The organism is Nocardiopsis sp. iso_40 (assembly GCF_056173285.1).
In genome coordinates this window covers 3,856,658-3,872,776 of sequence record NZ_CM149666.1, presented here as the reverse complement: position 1 = coordinate 3,872,776, position 16,119 = coordinate 3,856,658, and the positions used below count along the sequence as shown (strand labels likewise).

Below are 16,119 nucleotides of genomic sequence, written 5' to 3'. Positions count from 1 at the left end.
AACAGGGAAACCGGAGGGCCGGGCGGGCCTCAGCTCTCGTTGGGCACCACGACCGCGCGGCCGTTGATCTCGCCCGCCTCCAGCCTCCGGTACGCCTCCAGGGCGTCGTCCATGGCGAAGCGCTCGATCTCGGGGCGGATCTGCCCCGCCCGGTACATGTCCACCACCTCCCACAGTTCGCCCACCGAACCCCAGTAGGTGTTGGTCAGGTACGACTCGTACGGGTTGGTGAAGAACGAGAACTCGTGCGTGCCGCCCGCGATGCCGACGACGTTCACCCGGCCGCCCTGGGCCACACTGGCCGCCGCCGTCGCCACGGTCGGGTTCGCACCCACGAAGTCGAAGACCGCGTCCGCGCCCCGGCCCCCGGTGAGCTCCCGGATGTCCTCGACCTGCCGGTCCCCGGCGCCCACCGTGACGGCCCCGTCGGTCTCCGCCCGGGCCCGGGCCTCCTCCTTGACGTCGGTGGCGATCACCGTCGCCCCGCTCAGCGCCCGCAGGACCTGCACCCCGATCTGGCCGAGCCCGCCCAGGCCGATCACCAGCGCGTACCGGCCGCCCCCGTTCAGGTACGGCAGGGACTGCTTGACCGCGTGGTAGGGGGTCAGCCCCGCGTCGGCCAGCGGCGCCGCGGCCACCGGGTCGGCGTCGCCCAGCGGGATGAGGTGCCGTTCGGGCACGGTCATGTACTCGGCCATGCCGCCGTCCCGGCCCAGCCCCACCGCCAGGTACGGCATGGTCGCGGCGTTCTCGCAGTAGGTCTCCAGGCCCACGGCGCACTTGCGGCAGTGCTGGCAGCCGATCGGCCCGTAGACCATGTAGGCGTCGCCCACCGTGACCCGCTCGCTGACCCCGCTGCCGACCGACTCCACCCAGCCCGCGTTCTCGTGCCCCAGGACGAACGGCGGCTTCTGCGCCCCCGGCTGCCCCTCCTCGAACACCCGGTAGACGCTGATGTCGGAGTGGCAGGCCCCGGCCCCGGCCACCCGGAGCAGGACCTCTCCGGGGCCCGGCTCGGGTTTGGCGACCTCGGTCAGGGAGGGGAACTCCCCGTAGTTCTCGAACACGACTGCGCGCATGTGCTGCTCTCCCCCCGCGTGAGGCGCGGTGCCCCGACCGGGGCACCGCGGTGCGGACACGTTTCGTGTCCCGATGCCCACGCGAAGTTAACACCGGTCGGAACCGGGTGTCGCCCAAGGGGCGTGCACGGATTCGTCCGCATTGTTTGACCCTGGACCGGGTCCGGGAGCCGAGGGCTCCGCGCCTGGGCGGCCCCCGTGACGGTGCCGCCGAAATCGCTCCCGCCCGCCCGATGAGTTCTCCGCGCCGCCCTGGTCCGTACACGTGAACGAACCGGACCAGGCGACAAGGAACGACACGGATGAACACGACACCATCCCGGCCCCACACGGCCGGGGCACGCGCGAGCGGGCGCGAGTGGCTGGGGCTCGCGGTGCTCGCCCTGCCCACACTGCTGCTCTCCCTGGACATGAGCGTGCTCTACCTGGCGCTCCCGCACCTGGCCGCGGACCTGCGGCCCACCGGGGCCCAGACCCTGTGGATCATGGACGTCTACGGCTTCATGATCGCCGGGTTCCTCATCACCATGGGCACGCTCGGCGACCGGATCGGCCGCCGCAGGCTCCTGATGACCGGCGCCGCCGCGTTCGGACTGGCCTCGGTGGCCGCGGCCTTCTCCACCAGCGCCGAGCTGCTCATCGCCACCCGGGCCCTCATGGGCGTGGCCGGGGCCACCCTCATGCCCTCCACCCTGGCGCTGATCAGCAACATGTTCCGCGACCCCGGCCAGCGCGCGGTCGCGATCTCGGTGTGGACGAGCTGTTTCATGGGCGGCACCGCCATCGGCCCCGTGGTGGGCGGCGCGCTCCTGCAGTGGTTCTGGTGGGGGTCGGTGTTCCTCCTCGGCGTCCCGGTGATGCTCCTGCTCCTGGTCTGCGCGCCCCTGCTCCTGCCCGAGTACCGCGACCCCGGCGCGGGCCGCCTCGACCTGTTCAGCGTCGCCCTGTCGCTGGCCGCGATCCTGCCGGTGGTGTACGGGCTCAAGACCGCCGCCGAAGGGGGTTCGTGGACCACCGCGCTCACGGCGGTACTGCTCGGCGCGGCGGTGGGGGCGTGGTTCGTGCGCAGGCAACTGCGCCTGCCCGACCCGCTGCTGGACCTGCACCTGTTCCGGGCGCCCTCCTTCGGCGCGGCCCTCGCCGTCATGATGGCCGGGGCGGTCGCCATGGGCGGCACCTTCCTGCTGCTCAGCCAGTACCTGCAGCTGGTCGCGGGCAACTCCCCGCTGGCGGCCGGACTGTGGCTGGTGCCGCCGGCGCTGGCGATGATCGCCAGCACCATGTTCTGTGCGCCCCTGGCCCAACGGGTCGGCCGGGCCAACGTGATCGGCGGCGGCATGTTCGTCAGCGCCCTCGGCTTCCTGGTGCTGGTCTTCGTCCCCGCCGACGGCGGGACGGGCGCGGTGGTGCTGGGGCTGCTGCTCACCTCGGTGGGCCTGGGGCCGGGCGCCGCCCTGATCGCCGACATCGTGGTGGGCTCCGCGCCCCGGGAGAAGGCCGGGTCGGCCGCGTCCATGTCCGAGACCAGCGGCGAGTTCGGCATCGCCATCGGGGTCGCGCTGCTCGGCAGCCTGGCCGCCGCCGTCTACCGCACCCGGGTGGAGGTCCCCGAGGCCGTCAAGGACCAGGCCGCGGACCAGACCCTGGCCGGGGCCGTCGCCGCCGCAGAGGGGCTGCCCCCGGCCCAGGCGGCCGTACTGGTGGAGTCGGCCCGGGAGGCCTTCACCGCCGGGCTCAACGTGACCGCGGGCATCGGGATCGTCGGGATGGCCGTCTTCGGCGGCATGGCCCTGTGGCTGCTGCGCGGCTCGGCGGAGACCGCCGCGGAAGATGCGGCGGAGGGGCCGCGGGAGCCAGGCAGCGACGGAGGCCGGAGCGGGGACGGGCCCGGGGGGACCGATGAGTTCCCGAGCCCGGACGAGTCAGTACAGGTAGCGGAAACCGACACCGAACCCACCGGGAGGACCCGATGAAGCGCCCCCAACTGGACAGCATGCTGCTCGCCAGCACCGACCCCGACCGCCTGCGCGACTGGTACGCCGCCGTGCTGGAACCCGCCGACAGCAACACCGTGGACCACTACCGGGTGCTCCGCTTCGGCGGCTTCCACCTGCTGATCGACCGGCGCGACGACGTCGGGCCCGAGGCCGCCGACCCCGCCCGGGTGATCCTCAACTTCGACGTGGCCGACGCCCGCGCCGTCGCCGGGCGCATGGACGAGCGGGGCACCGAGTGGGTGGCGCCGCTGGAGGAGCGGGACGGGAACTTCTTCGCCACGGCCAAGGACCCCGACGGCAACTACGTGCAGATCATCCAGCTGAGCGAGGAGCACCTCGCCGCCATGGAGGGCGCACAGGCGGGCACGTAGGCGGGTCGGCCCCGCGGACGGCCCGCACGGGCCGCCCGCGGGGCCGGCGTCCGCGGCGCAGAAGGGGGACCGGCGGGGTGACGGCCGGACACGGACCCGCGCGTCCTGTCGTAGGGGAGGCGTAACGTGACGGCCGTGGTGGAACACGTGACGGGGACGAGCAACCAGGACTTCGAGCGGCTCGCCGCTCCCTACCGGGGGGAGCTGTACGCGCACTGCTACCGCATGCTCGGCTCGGCGCACGACGCCGAGGACCTGGTCCAGGAGACCTACCTGCGCGCCTGGAAGGGCTACGACCGCTTCGAGGGCCGCTCCAGCCTGCGCACCTGGCTGCACCGGATCGCCACCACGGCCTGTCTGACCGCCCTGGACCGGCGCGGACGCCGACCCCTGCCCACCGGGCTCGGCGGCCCCACCGACTCCCCGGAGGGCGCCCTCGCCGAACGCCCCGAGCTGCCCTGGCTCGAACCCCTGCCGGACACCCTGGTCGGCCTCGGCGGTTCCGACGGCGGCACCAACGACCCCGGGGCGGTGGTGACCGCCCGCGAGAGCGTCCGGCTCGCCCTGGTCGCCGCCCTCCAGTACCTCCAGCCCCGCCAGAGGGCCGTGCTCCTCCTGCGCGACGTACTCCGCTTCAGCGCGGCCGAGACCGCCCGCATCCTGGACACCTCGGTCCCGGCGGTGAACAGCCTCCTGCAACGCGCCCGCGCCCAGCTCGGCCGGGCCGCCCCCGACCGGGAGAGCCTCCCCGAACCCCGCTCCGACCAGCGCGAGATCCTCGACCGCTACGTCGCCGCCTTCGAGTCCTACGACATCGGCGCGCTCACCGAGCTGTTCACCGCCGAGGCCGCCTTCGAGATGCCCCCGTTCGCCACCTGGGTGCGCGGAGCCGAACACATCGGACGGCTCGTCGCCGCCCACTGCCCGGCCGGGGCCCCCGGCGACCTGGCCATGGTGCCGACCTCCGCCAACGGCCAGCCCGCCTTCGGCATGTACCTGCGCGCGGCGGACGGGACGCACCGGGCCTTCGGCATCCACGTCCTGGAGCTGTCCCCCGGCGGCGTCAGCCGCTGCTCGGTCTTCTTCGACACCGCGCTGTTCCGCCTCTTCGCCCTGCCCGAGGCCCTGACCCGCCCCTGAAGGGCCGGTCAGGGGCGGATCAGGGGCCGGTGAGCGCCCGGCGCAGGGCGGCGGCGAAACCCTCCGGGTCGCTTTCGTAGCCCAGGTGGTCCCCGGGGAAGGCGACCGGATCGACGCCCAGGGCCCGGGCCAGCGCGGAGCCGGTGTCGTGGATGTCCGCCCCCGCCGAGCCCTCGCCCAGGGCCACGACCACCCGGGTGCCGTCGCGCCGCAGGGTCTCCACCTCCGGCCGGTACAGGGAGAGCGGCAGCAGGCCGTGCGCGAGGAAGTACTCGAAGTTCCCGCTGACCCGCTCGAACGTCGCGGCCTCCTCCTCGTCCATGGGCGGTGTCCCGTCCATGGACGGGACGTCCTCCGACCCTGCCGGTCCCGGCTCGGCGTCCAGGCCGTTGAGCCCCAGGAACAGGGCCATCCCGGCCTCGACCCCCTCCTTCAGGTAGGTCCGGTGGACCTCGTGGTCCCGCGCGAGCACCGGTTCGGGGTCGTCGAGCAACGGCACGCACGGGGGCTCGTGGGCCACGAGCGTGCGCACCAGTTCCGGGTGCCGGGCGGCCAGGGCCAGCCCGATCTGGGCCCCGCCGCTGGTGCCGAACACGTGCGCGGGCCCGTCACCGAACTCCCGGATCAGCCGTGCGGCGTCCTCGGCGTGCACGTCGAGCCGCTGGTCCTCCTCCCACGCGCCGGGGCCGCCGTCCAGGGTGCTGCGCGAGTTGCCACGTGGGTCGTAGGCCACGGTGGTGTACCCCTCGGCCAGGCGCCGGGCCTGGTCGGCGAGGACCCCGGCGTCCTGCGGTCCGCCCGGGACCATGAGCAGCAGCGGGCCCGAGCCGCGTACCTCGGCGTGCAGGCGGGCCCCGGGCACCCGCAGGGCGCGCACCTCGGGGGAGCGGCGGTCGTTCACGGCGTCTCCCTGATCCGGCCGCTGACGACCATCCGGTTGCCCTCGCTGTCGCGGAACTCCGCGACCGTGACCCCCGGCATGTAGGCGGCCTCCTCCGGCTCGGTGACGATCTCCACGCCCTTGGCGCGCAGGGCCTCCACGGTGCCCTTGACGTCGTCCTCGACCAGCACCAGCACGGGGCCCGGCGAGGGCTCCTCGTCGGGTCGGGGGACCAGGTGCAGCGCGGTGTCCGCCCCGGGGAACCCGAGCTCGATCCACCGCCAGCCGTCCTCGCCCATGGGGACGTCCGCGAGTACGCGGCAGCCGAGCCTGTCGGTGTAGAAGTCCTTGGCCCGGTCCTGGTCGAACACGGGCAACTCAGCGAACTGGATGTGCATGACGGGCGCCTCGATCCTCTCAGAGTAAAACTGGACGGTCCAGTACTCTGGATGTATGCAAAACTAGACCGTCCAGTACCCACGGGTCAACAGAACACGGGGAGAATCAGGTGCGAAAACCCGCCGAGGGGCGTTCGGAACGCAAACGGCGCGCGATCCTGGAGGCCGCCGAGGAGGTCTTCCTCGACGACGGCTACCTGGGCACCAACATGGACGAGATCGCGGCGCGCTCCGAGGTGTCCAAACAGACCGTGTACAAGCACTTCGGCAGCAAGGAGAACCTGTTCGTCGAGATCGTCAGCCACATGACGACCGGTGCGGGCGACCTCGTCCACGAGGACGTGCCCGACCCCGCCGAGGACGAGGACCTCGCCGACTACCTGCGCGACTACGCGCTCCGCCAGCTCACCGTGGTGCTGACCCCGCGCCTGATGCGGCTGCGCCGACTGGTCATCGGTGAGGTCGCGCGTTTTCCCGAGCTCGCCGGGGCCCTGTACGAACACGGTCCGCGGCGGGCGGTGGGCGCGCTCGGGGAGATCTTCGAGCGCCTGGCCGAGCGGGGGCGCCTGTCCGTGGAGGACCCGCACGCCGCCGCGTCCCGGTTCAACTGGCTGGTGATGTCCGAACCCGTCAACCGTGCCATGCTCCTCGGCGACGAGGGCATCCCCGCGCGGGAGGAGCTCCGCGAGCACGCCGCGGAGAGCGTCCGGGTCTTCCTCGCCGCCTACGGAGGGCCCCGGAGGTAGCGGGGCGGGGTGTGTGACCAGGACCCCGGCGTATTTCCTGCCGATTCGTCCCCTCCACTGGCCCGAACAACCCCCGCGCACGGCTACCGTGCTGGTGGGCCGTGACCGCGAGAAGCCCCGAACGCCCGCGTCCCGGCCCTGACCTGACCACTCCTCCCGCCCGCCGGTTCACCCACGGGCAGCCAGATGGGAAACGCGTGAACAGCACCAACGACCGCCCGCCCCGGGACCTGCGCCTGATCGTCACCGGAGGCGGAACGGGCGGCCACACCTACCCCGCGCTGACCGCCGTCAACGCGCTGCGCGCACGCCTGGAGAAGACCGGCAACACCCTGGAGGTGCTGTGGGTGGGCGCGGCCAACAGTCTCGAGTCCCGGGTGTCCGAGGCCAACGGTATCGACTTCGCCGACGTCGCCACCGGCAAGATCCGCCGCTCCAAGAACCCGATCAAGCTCGTCTCCCGGGCAAACGTCAAGGACATGGCCAACGTCCCCCGCGGGGTCATGCAGGCGCGCAGGCTGGTCTCCGAGTTCGTCCCGGACGTCGTCCTGGCCACCGGCGGCTACGTGGCGGTGCCCGTGGGCCTGGCGGCCCGTATGTGCCGCCGCCCGCTGGTCGTGCACGAGCAGACGGTGCGCCTGGGCCTGGCCAACAAGGTCCTGGCCCGCGCCGGAGCGCAGATCGCGGTGTCCGCCGAGTCCTCCCTCGGGCTGCTGCCCGACTCCTCCCAGGACGACGCGGTGGTCACCGGGAACCCGGTGCGCCCCGAGGTCCTCACCGGCCAGGCTGACCTGGGTGCGAAGGGGCTGGGCTTCGACGGGCACAACCCCGACCTGCCCACCGTGTACGTGACCGGCGGGGCGCAGGGTTCGGCGCAGATCAACACGAACGTCCGCGAGATCCTCCCGTGGCTGCTGGCCCGCGCCAACGTCGTCCACCAGTGCGGCGCCAACAACGTCGAGAGCCTTCGGGAGAGTGCCCAGAGCCTGCCGCCGGGGCTCGCGGAGAGGTACCACCTCACCGCCTTCGTGGGCCCGGAGCTTCCCGACGTGCTGGCGCTCGCGGACGTGGTGATCTCCCGGAGCGGGGCCGGGACGATCGCCGAACTCACGGCTCTGGGCAAGGCCGCGGTGTTCATTCCCCTGGCGACCTCCGCCGGTAACGAGCAGGCGCACAACGCACGCCACCTTCAGGAGACGGGAGCTGCCGTCGCTCTCCTTGACGAGGTCAGCCCGGCCAATCTGCAGGCGGCGGTCGAGCCCCTGCTGGTCGATCCCGCCAAGCGCGAGGCGATCGCCGAGAACGCACGTTCCCACGGAAGGCCGGACGCCGCCGAGCGCCTGGTGGACGTGGTGCTCAGGGCCGCCAGCTAGCGCGGTGAGGGCGGGGGCCACCGGGCTCGTTCCTTCTAGCGGTGATCCTGCCTCCGGTGCAGCTCTCGGTGCGCCGGGCCTGCACCACGAGCAAGGTCGTGGGGGAGGAAGTCTTCGGGCGCGTACCGGAGGCGAAGCCGGTCAGCCCGCGAGCGGTGGGGGACAGCCAGAAGAGGAGAGGGCCGTCCGGGGTAGGGCGGCCCTTTTCAAGGGCTCCGGCGTAGGTTCTACTGTGGTGACGGTAGGGCTGGCAGGGTTACATGATTCTTTGGGGTGTTTTGTTCCTGGTGTCTGAGTCTCAACAACTTGCAGATTTCAGGGGTCTCGCTCCCTAAACCCGCAGGTGAACGAGACTGCTCCCCGCGCACGCGGGGATGGACCCCAGCGACCGGGGTGTGCGCGTACACGAACGGGTCCTGCTCCCCGCGCACGCGGGGATGGACCCACCGGCCAGCGGTGGCAGATGAGCGCGAACCCCTGCTCCCCGCGCACGCGGGGATGGACCCGCCTTGCCGTAGGTGATCGCGGACGTGGCCTGCTGCTCCCCGCGCACGCGGGGATGGACCCGGAGCGAACATCGGGGTGCCCCGGTATCGGCACTGCTCCCCGCGCACGCGGGGATGGACCCAGGGTGGTTCCGTCCGCGCACCGGACGCGGTTCTGCTCCCCGCGCACGCGGGGATGGACCCGGAGCTGGATGATGTCCACGCCCCCTGCCAGGCTGCTCCCCGCGCACGCGGGGATGGACCCAGGTCGGGGTACTGGTCGGTGTCCAGTTCCTCCTGCTCCCCGCGCACGCGGGGATGGACCCAGTAATTGAAGGGATGCGGGATGGTATTTGGCCTGCTCCCCGCGCACGCGGGGATGGACCCTGTCACCTGGCACCAGGTCGAGCTGGCCTCGACTGCTCCCCGCGCACGCGGGGATGGACCCGAGTGGATCCAGACCGGCGACCAGATGCCCGACTGCTCCCCGCGCACGCGGGGATGGACCCAACGTGGCGTCCTTCGAGGCGTTGCCCTTCCCCTGCTCCCCGCGCACGCGGGGATGGACCCGGCGACAGGTCCTCGTTCAGGTCGGCGGGGTCCTGCTCCCCGCGCACGCGGGGATGGACCCTGGTTCCCCGCAGACCATCCAATGGCAGTGCGCTGCTCCCCGCGCACGCGGGGATGGACCCTCGGCGGTGACCTGGTCGATGCTGCTGGCGAGCTGCTCCCCGCGCACGCGGGGATGGACCCCACCTCGGCCCCACCAGCACAGCCACCGTCGTGCTGCTCCCCGCGCACGCGGGGATGGACCCTACGCGCCGGTCCGGGAGCTGGACCGCGTCCCCTGCTCCCCGCGCACGCGGGGATGGACCGCACGCCTTCGGCCAGGCCGTCGCGGCGCTCGGCTGCTCCCCGCGCACGCGGGGATGGACCCTGGGTGCCCACCGCCACCGGGCACCGCACCTGCTGCTCCCCGCGCACGCGGGGATGGACCCTGTCCGCCCTCCGGTGGTGGGTGGCCGACGTCGCTGCTCCCCGCGCACGCGGGGATGGACCCGACACCCCAGCATTAACGGGTGGGAACAGAGCCTGCTCCCCGCGCACGCGGGGATGGACCCAGGGCGGGGTAGACACCGAGGTCTCCCAGGTGCTGCTCCCCGCGCACGCGGGGATGGACCCGCCTCGTGGGTGGCGTAGTCGGTGGGGTCGGGCTGCTCCCCGCGCACGCGGGGATGGACCCCCCTGACCCGTTCGCGAGCGTGGTCACCGCCCTGCTCCCCGCGCACGCGGGGATGGACCCGGTGGCCACCGGGATGTTGGTCTCCTCCTCGCCTGCTCCCCGCGCACGCGGGGATGGGCCCCGGAGCCGGTTCGCCCGTGCTGGCCTGCGCAGCTGCTCCCCGCGCACGCGGGGATGAGCCCAGGTGCCAGGACTGGTCTGTTGACTGAACCAACTCGGGAACGGATTCGCCTTCACGTGTTGACGCGGCCAGGAAGCAGTGGCCCAGAATCAGGGCATGGACGTCCCCAAGCTTCTGGAGGCAGCCTCCCTGCTGGTCCGGGAAGAGGCCGCCACCGAAAACGAGATCACGATCAAAGAAGTCTGGAGCTACCTCACCCACGACGAATGGGAAGTGGCCCTCGACCTACTGGTCGAACTCGGTGACGTCCACCCGCTCCCGCTGAGTTTCTGGGAGACCCTGGCCGCTGCCGCCGAGCAGATGCATCTGGGGAACAGTGCGGCCTGGTGTCATTGGCGCTGCTACGAGACGCGCAACGGGGTCATCCGAGCCGACTTCACTCTCCGCCCCGCCAGCGAGAGCCGACGGCAGACTCCCCTCCCCGGAAACGGCGTCCTGCGACCGATGTGGAACATCGGCAACCGCACCCCGGCTGGCGAACCGGTCCTGCACATCGCCCGGCTCTGGGTGGAGTTCACGCCCTCTTTGGGACCTGGCGGGCGCTCCACGGTCCGACTCGCTCCCTTCGACCCCTCGCAGTGGCAACATCTTCAGCTAAACCAAGTGATCACCATGCACGAAGATCAAACCGTGGGCGGCACTGCGGCCATCCTGGAGATTCAGCGTCCTACGGCGACGCCCGCCTCATAGAAGCGAACAGCCCTTGTCGTCGTCGTTGGTGCAGACAAGGTCAAGGTGAAACGCACCCTGCTCCCCGCGCATGTGGGGATGGGCTCATCCCCACATGCCTCCCTGGGTTTGCCAGCCCCGATGTCCACCAACCCACGAAAGGGGAGCCGCCAGCTGTGACCGCTCCCCAACGCGCGGTCAGGGCATCGATGAGATGACGTTCGCTGCTTCGTCCAACCAGACGCTCTGCTGGTCCACGGACACGGTCATCCCGAACCGGCCCACGCCGGGGCGGCCGGAGTCGAGCCACCACTGGTGGGCCGCCTCGAACTCCGTGAACAGCTGCCGGGAGCCGTACTGGCGAACCTCGTGGGAGGTCGCGCCCGGATCCACGTGCCAGGACGCCCAGGACCCGCTGTTGGGATCGACCAGGTACATGACGAACCGCTGTTCGTCCTCGTCCTCGTGGAACTCGATCACGTTGATCACGGTGGGCATGTGCAGCCCGATCGCGAAGCTCGCGTCGAACGCCAGCGGGCCGTTCGGCTGCGTATCTGTGCGTCTGACTCTGAACTCGTGCTCGTCGCTGACGTGGGTCGCCACCACCTGGCCGGGGGTGCGCTGGTGGCGCACCCACATGAAGGCGACGTTGCCGCAGAACCGCCCGCTCGCGGTGCCGCGCGAGCCGACCCGCAGGTCGGCCAGGACCCCGTTGTGGAAGGCGTTGCCCCACGGGGTGAGGATCCTCCCGCCCGGCTGGCTCTGGGCGATCCAGTGGTAGGGCACCCGTTTCACGGCCGCGGTGCTGATCACCCGGTCGAACGGGGCGCGTGCGGGCCAGCCCTGGGTCCCGTCCCCGGTGACGACCAGCGGCACGAACCCGGTGCCCATCAGGTTGACGCGGGCCTGCTCGGCGACGGTCGGGTCGACCTCGACGGTGGTGACCGCTTCGTCGCCCAGGAGGTGGGAGAGAAGGGCCGTGTTGTACCCGGTGCCCGTGCCGATCTCCAGTACCCGCATACCGGGATGGACATCGAGTCGGCGCAACATGTCGGCGACGATGGAGGGCATGGACGCCGAACTGGTCGGATACCCGGTGCCGTCCTCGGCTCCGTCGTCCACCTGGGTGACGAGCGGGATGTCGTCGTAGGCGACCCCGAGCCACTGTTCCGATGCGCTGAGCCGGTCCACGGTGGTGCCGTCGGGCAGGGTGACCTGGTCGGGCAGGAACCTGTGGCGCTCCACGAACTCGAACGTGCGGCGCCAGTGCGGGGGGAGGCCGCCCGCCTGGAGCAGGTGGGCGACCAGCTTTTCGTGTGAGGGAGTCACTGCTTGTCGTACCTCTCGTGCTTGCCGCAGCCGGAGCCGCTGGGGTCGGAGGCGGGCGCGGGGAGCGGTCGGGCGGTCCGGCGCCCGTCGCTCTCGGTGGAGTCCTGGTGCTTGTACGCGGTGGTGCGCGGGGTCGGGATCTTCAAGGCTGTCCTCTCAATGGGGGGTGCCGCGGCCGTGGGCCGGGCGGCGTGTTGGGAGGCAGGCGAGCTGTCCGGGCCATGGTGTCCGGCTCGCGCGACTGGTTGGTCAACCAGGTGTGGCGGCCCTCTGCCGTGAGGTCGAGCGTCTGGTGGACTTCGGCCTCCCAGACGTCGTTCCTACCGGCTGCGTGCTCCTCGTGTGGGTGAAATGGGGAGGTTTACAGCAGGTTTGAGAAGACGTGCTGGATCAGGGCGCCCGCTGCGGTGGCCAAAGCATAGATGGTCACGAACCAACCGAATTTACGCCGGGGCTTGCGGTGGCTGCGGGGGCGCCTGGGAAACGGGGGCAGTCCGGGCACGGGCCAGGGAGGGCCGTCGTCGGGGGCCGGGCGCGGGCGCGGCACCGGGACGGGGGTTCGGCGTCGCTGAGCGGCCACGTGCATCCATGCGGGCAGTTCCCCGTGCGCCAGCCGGTGCTCCACCCGGGGGTTCCCGCGCATCTGCGCGAGCAGCTGTTCCTGGCGGCTGGGCGGTTGCGGTCGGGTGCTGGCCCGGTGGGGAGCAGGGGTGTGGGAGAAGCGGCGGCCCCGGGGCGCGGACAGGACCTGGCGCACCCCGGCGGAGACCGGTACGGGCGGTGTCGTGGTCATCGGATCGGCCTCCCGAGCTCGATGGTGAGCTCGAACTCGGCCCAGATGACGGTACCCAGCCCCTCGCAGAAGGGGAAGTCCACCACCCGGCGGGTGCCCCAGGCGGCGGCCAGGTGGTCGATGAGCAGCAGCCCCCGGCCGCGTTCGGCCTCGGCCCATTCCTCCACCGAACGCTCACGCGGGACAGCGGGGGTCTGGGGCCGGTCGGGGCGGTGTCCGTCGTCGACGACCTCCATCCGGACCCTGCCCGGAGCCGGGACGGCCAGGGTCCGGATGACCCGGCCCTCGGGTTCGGCGCCGGAACGGGAGTGGTCCACGGCGTTGGCGAACATCTCGCTCACGCACAGCACCATCGCCTCGGCGGTCTCCTCGTCGAGGCCGGGCAGTCGGCACAGGTCGGCGTTGAGGTCCGCGCGTACCCAGGCGGTTTGTTCGAGGGCGCCGGGGTAGACGCGGGTGGGCCAGCGGCGCACCGGTTCGGATTCGGCGTAGGAGTGGTGCGCGGATCGGGGTTGGGGCACAATGGCCATGTCAATCACGCTTTCGCTTTTCGAGGGTTGGGGCTGGTTGACCTGCTCTGGGGGTGTTGGTCCACCCGCCAGAGCTTTTTCGTGCGCGGGCTGTTGTGCGGGCTACTTCGTGAGAGCTCGCGTCGGCGTTGAGCAGATACGGGAGGCGAGTTCCACCAGCCGGTGCCGGGACTCCTCCACCGGCAGTGCGGCCCCCTGGAGGGTGGCGAACAGGTCCGTGTAGCTCTTGACCTGTGACACCTCGCTGATGACCTGGCCCGGTCCGCGCGGGTGGGGGATGTAGACCAGGGTGTGGCTGGGGGAGAAGGACAGGGTCCAGAACGCTCCGCCCAGGCCGGGGTGGAAACCGGCTCCGTTCGGGAGAAGGTGCACGCTGATCCCGTCGGCCTGGGCCAGGTGGTGCAGGTGGGTCAGTTGGGCGCGCGTCACTTCGGGCTCGGCGGGGGACCGGGTGAGGGCGGTGTCGTCCACGACCAGGCAGTGGAAGGGCGCCCCGCCCGTGCCGGCGCCCGAGAGGCGGGGCAGGTGGGGGCGGTCGCCGTCCAGGTGGGCCGATTCCATGGGATGTTCGGCCTGTTCCAGGGCTGCCCGGTAGCTGCCGGTCAGGTAGGGGGCGGGGAGTACGAGGGGTGCGTAGGCGCGGACCTGGAAGGCTTCGGTGAGCACGTCGGTGACGATCACCGGGCGGCGGAGGAGTTCGGTGCGGTGGGTCTGGGCCCAGGTGTCCCACAACCGGCCACCGCAGTTCAGGGTGCGGTCCAGGTCCTGAGCCAGTCGCCTGCCGGGGTCCAGGTCCCCGGCCTCCACCTCCTGGAGCAGCTCCGGGGTGGTCAGGGTGATGTCGGCGAGCATGCCGAGCTGGAAGTGCTGTTGCTTGCGCGCGGCCCACACCCGAGCCCCGAACCCCTCCCATCCCGCCCCGGATCCAGTAGGTGGCCTGTCGTTGGTGTTCGCTCGTATCTGACTGCGTTCAGGCATAACGCCTCCACGGAGAAGTGGGGCACCGCGCCCAAAACGTGTGCGGTGCGTTGAGGCCCAACTACACTGAAGCACAATGCGTGCATGCATTGCAATATGCTTTGCGTTAATGCATTGCATGTCCGAGTTGTGTAGTTCGAGGAAGGGCGGGAGGCTTGACCCATGCCGCCAAAGGAGAGTCCGACGATCGCGCAATGGCAGCTCGCCCAGGCACTCGCTGCTCTACGCGGTCGCACCCCTCAGCGACAGCTCGCCAAGGAGCTGGACATCGACGCCAGTACGCTCGTGCGCTGGGAAGGGGGTGAGACGGTCCCCAGGGAGAAGCAGCTACGCAAGGTGCTCGCCCACTTCGAGGTGGCCGAGGCTGAGATCGAAAGATTCGTCAAGCTACGCACCGACGCAGCGGCCCCCTCGTGGTGGCAGGACAGCGATGTCGCGAAGGCCTACGGCCAGTACATCGACTTGGAACGAGTCGCCACCCAAATCGCCACCTACCAGGACCGCCTGGTCCCGGGACTCTTGCAGACCGAGGCTTACGCCCGCGCCATCCTGGTGGCCGGACACCCCAGAGCCACACCGGAAGAGATCGACGGCCTGCTCCAGGTGCGCCTCACGCGCCAGGAGGAATGGGCTCAGGGAGATGCTCTGTTCTGGGCGATCATCGACCAAGCTGCCTTGGAGAAGCACATAGGCGGCGTGGCTGTCATGCGCGAGCAGGTGCAGTATCTGCTTGAGGTAGCCCAGCATCCGCGAGTGGACCTTCAGATCCTTCCGAACTCCGCAGGGGCGCACGTTGCGCTTCAATCGGGATCGTTCGTGCTCCTGGAAGTGGAGAACCCACCCCTGCAGGCTGTCTACGTTGAGGCGCACACCAGGAACCTGTTGTTGGACCACCCGCGCGAGGTCACAGCGCACCGAGGCATGCTGGACCACCTGCGTGCTGCGGCGGCGAACACTCCTGAGACCCATCGGCTTCTGTCGCGGCTCCTGCGGCAGTACGAATCACCAGAAGGATGAACATGCGATCCAACAGGTCCGAAGAGCACGCACCGCTGGGAATCTGGTTCAAGAGCAGCTACAGCGGGTCGCATGGTGAATGCGTTGAGGTCGCCAACCTGGCCAACGGTTCAGCGATGCGTGATACCAAGTACCGCGAGCTGGGTGCGCTGGCGTTCCCAGCCCAGGAATGGCGGTCTTTCCTGCGCAGTGCCAAGAAATAGAGATCCCAAGCTCGGTCGGTCAACGCTTAGGTTTGAGGCCAGGATCTATGAGCCAGAGCCCTCTGCATAGTGTGAGTGTCACCGGGGTGGTCGTTCGCCCCGGAGACAGCAGGGTCCTTATGATCAAACGCTCTGACGATGGGCGCTGGGTCCCACCTGGTGGCGTTCTCGAACTGGGAGAAACCCCTGAGGAATGTGCTGTTCGTGAGGTGCGTGAGGAGACCGGTGTGGAGGTCAAGCCGCTCCGGTTGACCGGTGTCTACAAGAACATGGAACTTGGCGTGGTCTCCCTGGCCTTCTTCTGTGAACCTGTCAGCGGTCAGGCTCAAGCCAGCTCTGAGGCCACTGCGGTGGCCTGGATGACTCCAGGCGAAGCCCTGTCTGCGGCCCCTGAAGCCCGCGGAGTTCGCGTCGCGGATGCCCTGAGTGATAGCGGCCCGTTCGTTCGGGCTCACGATGGCACCCATCTGCTGACGGATCGTCACGGATAAGCTCTCAAAAGGAAAGCGAAGGGTAGTTTGGGTCTTTTGTCTTCTGTGTCCAAGTCTCAACAACTTGCAGATTTCTGCATCCTTGCCGTATGAACTTGCAGGTCATTGAGCTGCTCCCCGCGCACGCGGGGATGGACCCCGGTGACTCCGGAGCCGACGCCGACGGTCTTGCTGCTCCCCGCGCACGCGGGGATGGACCCAGGAAGCAGCGCCGCG

16 protein-coding genes and 2 CRISPR repeat arrays (1 of these 18 running past the window's edge) are annotated in these 16,119 nt (G+C 70.6%); of the genes, 9 read left to right on the top strand and 7 right to left on the bottom strand.

The genetic code is table 11. From position 1 onward, the window contains the following. Positions 1-29: 29 nt before the first annotated feature. Positions 30-1,079: an NAD(P)-dependent alcohol dehydrogenase gene (locus tag AC0VYD_RS16955; protein WP_475476495.1), complete on the bottom strand. Its 1,050-nt coding sequence runs from the start codon at positions 1,077-1,079 to the stop codon at positions 30-32. A gap of 302 nt (positions 1,080-1,381) precedes the next feature. Between AC0VYD_RS16955 and AC0VYD_RS16950 the strand changes: the two genes are divergently transcribed. From AC0VYD_RS16950 to AC0VYD_RS16940, 3 genes are all read left to right on the top strand, one after another. Then, positions 1,382-3,052, top strand: a complete 1,671-nt coding sequence (locus AC0VYD_RS16950; protein ID WP_475476494.1) for an MFS transporter — start codon at positions 1,382-1,384, stop codon at positions 3,050-3,052. After that, a complete protein-coding gene (locus AC0VYD_RS16945) occupies positions 3,049-3,447 on the top strand; it encodes a VOC family protein (protein WP_475476493.1) in 399 nt (132 codons plus the stop codon). The genes AC0VYD_RS16950 and AC0VYD_RS16945 overlap by 4 nt, the downstream gene beginning before the upstream one ends. 126 nt (positions 3,448-3,573) lie before the next feature. Further along, positions 3,574-4,587 (top strand): sigma-70 family RNA polymerase sigma factor, encoded by a 1,014-nt coding sequence (locus AC0VYD_RS16940; protein ID WP_475476492.1) that lies wholly within the window; start codon positions 3,574-3,576, stop codon positions 4,585-4,587. Positions 4,588-4,606: 19 nt separating this feature from the next. Here the strand turns inward: AC0VYD_RS16940 and AC0VYD_RS16935 are convergent, their stop codons facing one another. Together AC0VYD_RS16935 and AC0VYD_RS16930 are read right to left on the bottom strand one after the other, a co-directional pair. Next, the gene (locus tag AC0VYD_RS16935; RefSeq protein ID WP_475476491.1) at positions 4,607-5,488 is read right to left on the bottom strand and encodes an alpha/beta fold hydrolase; all 882 of its coding nucleotides are present in this window, start codon (positions 5,486-5,488) and stop codon (positions 4,607-4,609) included. Further along, the gene (locus tag AC0VYD_RS16930) at positions 5,485-5,865 is read right to left on the bottom strand and encodes a VOC family protein (RefSeq protein WP_191272046.1); all 381 of its coding nucleotides are present in this window, start codon (positions 5,863-5,865) and stop codon (positions 5,485-5,487) included. Before AC0VYD_RS16930 ends, AC0VYD_RS16935 begins: the two co-directional genes overlap by 4 nt. A 110-nt stretch (positions 5,866-5,975) precedes the next feature. Here AC0VYD_RS16930 and AC0VYD_RS16925 point away from each other — a divergent pair, with 110 nt between their 5' ends. From AC0VYD_RS16925 to AC0VYD_RS16915, 3 genes are all read left to right on the top strand, one after another. Continuing rightward, the gene (locus tag AC0VYD_RS16925; RefSeq protein WP_475476490.1) at positions 5,976-6,611 is read left to right on the top strand and encodes a TetR/AcrR family transcriptional regulator; all 636 of its coding nucleotides are present in this window, start codon (positions 5,976-5,978) and stop codon (positions 6,609-6,611) included. 197 nt (positions 6,612-6,808) lie between these two features. Next, positions 6,809-7,984, top strand: coding sequence for a UDP-N-acetylglucosamine--N-acetylmuramyl-(pentapeptide) pyrophosphoryl-undecaprenol N-acetylglucosamine transferase (locus AC0VYD_RS16920; protein ID WP_475476489.1), 1,176 nt, complete (start codon positions 6,809-6,811; stop codon positions 7,982-7,984). Between the two features lie 353 nt (positions 7,985-8,337). Next, positions 8,338-9,894: direct repeats of the CRISPR family, unit length 29 nt; unit sequence CTGCTCCCCGCGCACGCGGGGATGGACCC. A 95-nt stretch (positions 9,895-9,989) separates the two neighbouring features. Then, entirely contained in the window at positions 9,990-10,583 is a 594-nt protein-coding gene (locus AC0VYD_RS16915) for a hypothetical protein (protein ID WP_475476488.1), read from the top strand. Between the two features lie 177 nt (positions 10,584-10,760). On the opposite strand, the gene AC0VYD_RS16910 is transcribed toward AC0VYD_RS16915, so the two are convergent. From AC0VYD_RS16910 to AC0VYD_RS16895, 4 genes are all read right to left on the bottom strand, one after another. After that, on the bottom strand, positions 10,761-11,891 hold the full coding sequence (locus AC0VYD_RS16910; protein WP_475476487.1) for a methyltransferase domain-containing protein: 1,131 nt from the start codon (positions 11,889-11,891) through the stop codon (positions 10,761-10,763). Then, positions 11,888-12,037, bottom strand: a complete 150-nt coding sequence (locus AC0VYD_RS16905) for a hypothetical protein (RefSeq protein WP_475476486.1) — start codon at positions 12,035-12,037, stop codon at positions 11,888-11,890. The genes AC0VYD_RS16910 and AC0VYD_RS16905 overlap by 4 nt, the downstream gene beginning before the upstream one ends. Positions 12,038-12,680: 643 nt before the next feature. Further along, positions 12,681-13,214, bottom strand: coding sequence for an ATP-binding protein (locus tag AC0VYD_RS16900; protein WP_475476485.1), 534 nt, complete (start codon positions 13,212-13,214; stop codon positions 12,681-12,683). 102 nt (positions 13,215-13,316) lie between these two features. Continuing rightward, entirely contained in the window at positions 13,317-14,105 is a 789-nt protein-coding gene (locus AC0VYD_RS16895; RefSeq protein WP_475476484.1) for a DUF5753 domain-containing protein, read from the bottom strand. Between the two features lie 249 nt (positions 14,106-14,354). Here AC0VYD_RS16895 and AC0VYD_RS16890 point away from each other — a divergent pair, with 249 nt between their 5' ends. From AC0VYD_RS16890 to AC0VYD_RS16880, 3 genes are read left to right on the top strand one after another with little or no spacing between them, the layout of a single operon-like run. Further along, positions 14,355-15,209 carry a helix-turn-helix domain-containing protein gene (locus AC0VYD_RS16890; protein WP_475476483.1) on the top strand — a complete coding sequence of 285 codons (855 nt, stop codon included), beginning with the start codon at positions 14,355-14,357 and terminating at the stop codon, positions 15,207-15,209. 2 nt (positions 15,210-15,211) lie between these two features. Beyond that, entirely contained in the window at positions 15,212-15,412 is a 201-nt protein-coding gene (locus AC0VYD_RS16885) for a DUF397 domain-containing protein (protein WP_475476482.1), read from the top strand. Then, entirely contained in the window at positions 15,379-15,903 is a 525-nt protein-coding gene (locus AC0VYD_RS16880; RefSeq protein ID WP_475476481.1) for an NUDIX hydrolase, read from the top strand. The genes AC0VYD_RS16885 and AC0VYD_RS16880 overlap by 34 nt, the downstream gene beginning before the upstream one ends. A gap of 110 nt (positions 15,904-16,013) precedes the next feature. Further along, positions 16,014-16,119: direct repeats of the CRISPR family, unit length 29 nt; unit sequence CTGCTCCCCGCGCACGCGGGGATGGACCC (it continues 1,084 nt past the right edge of the window).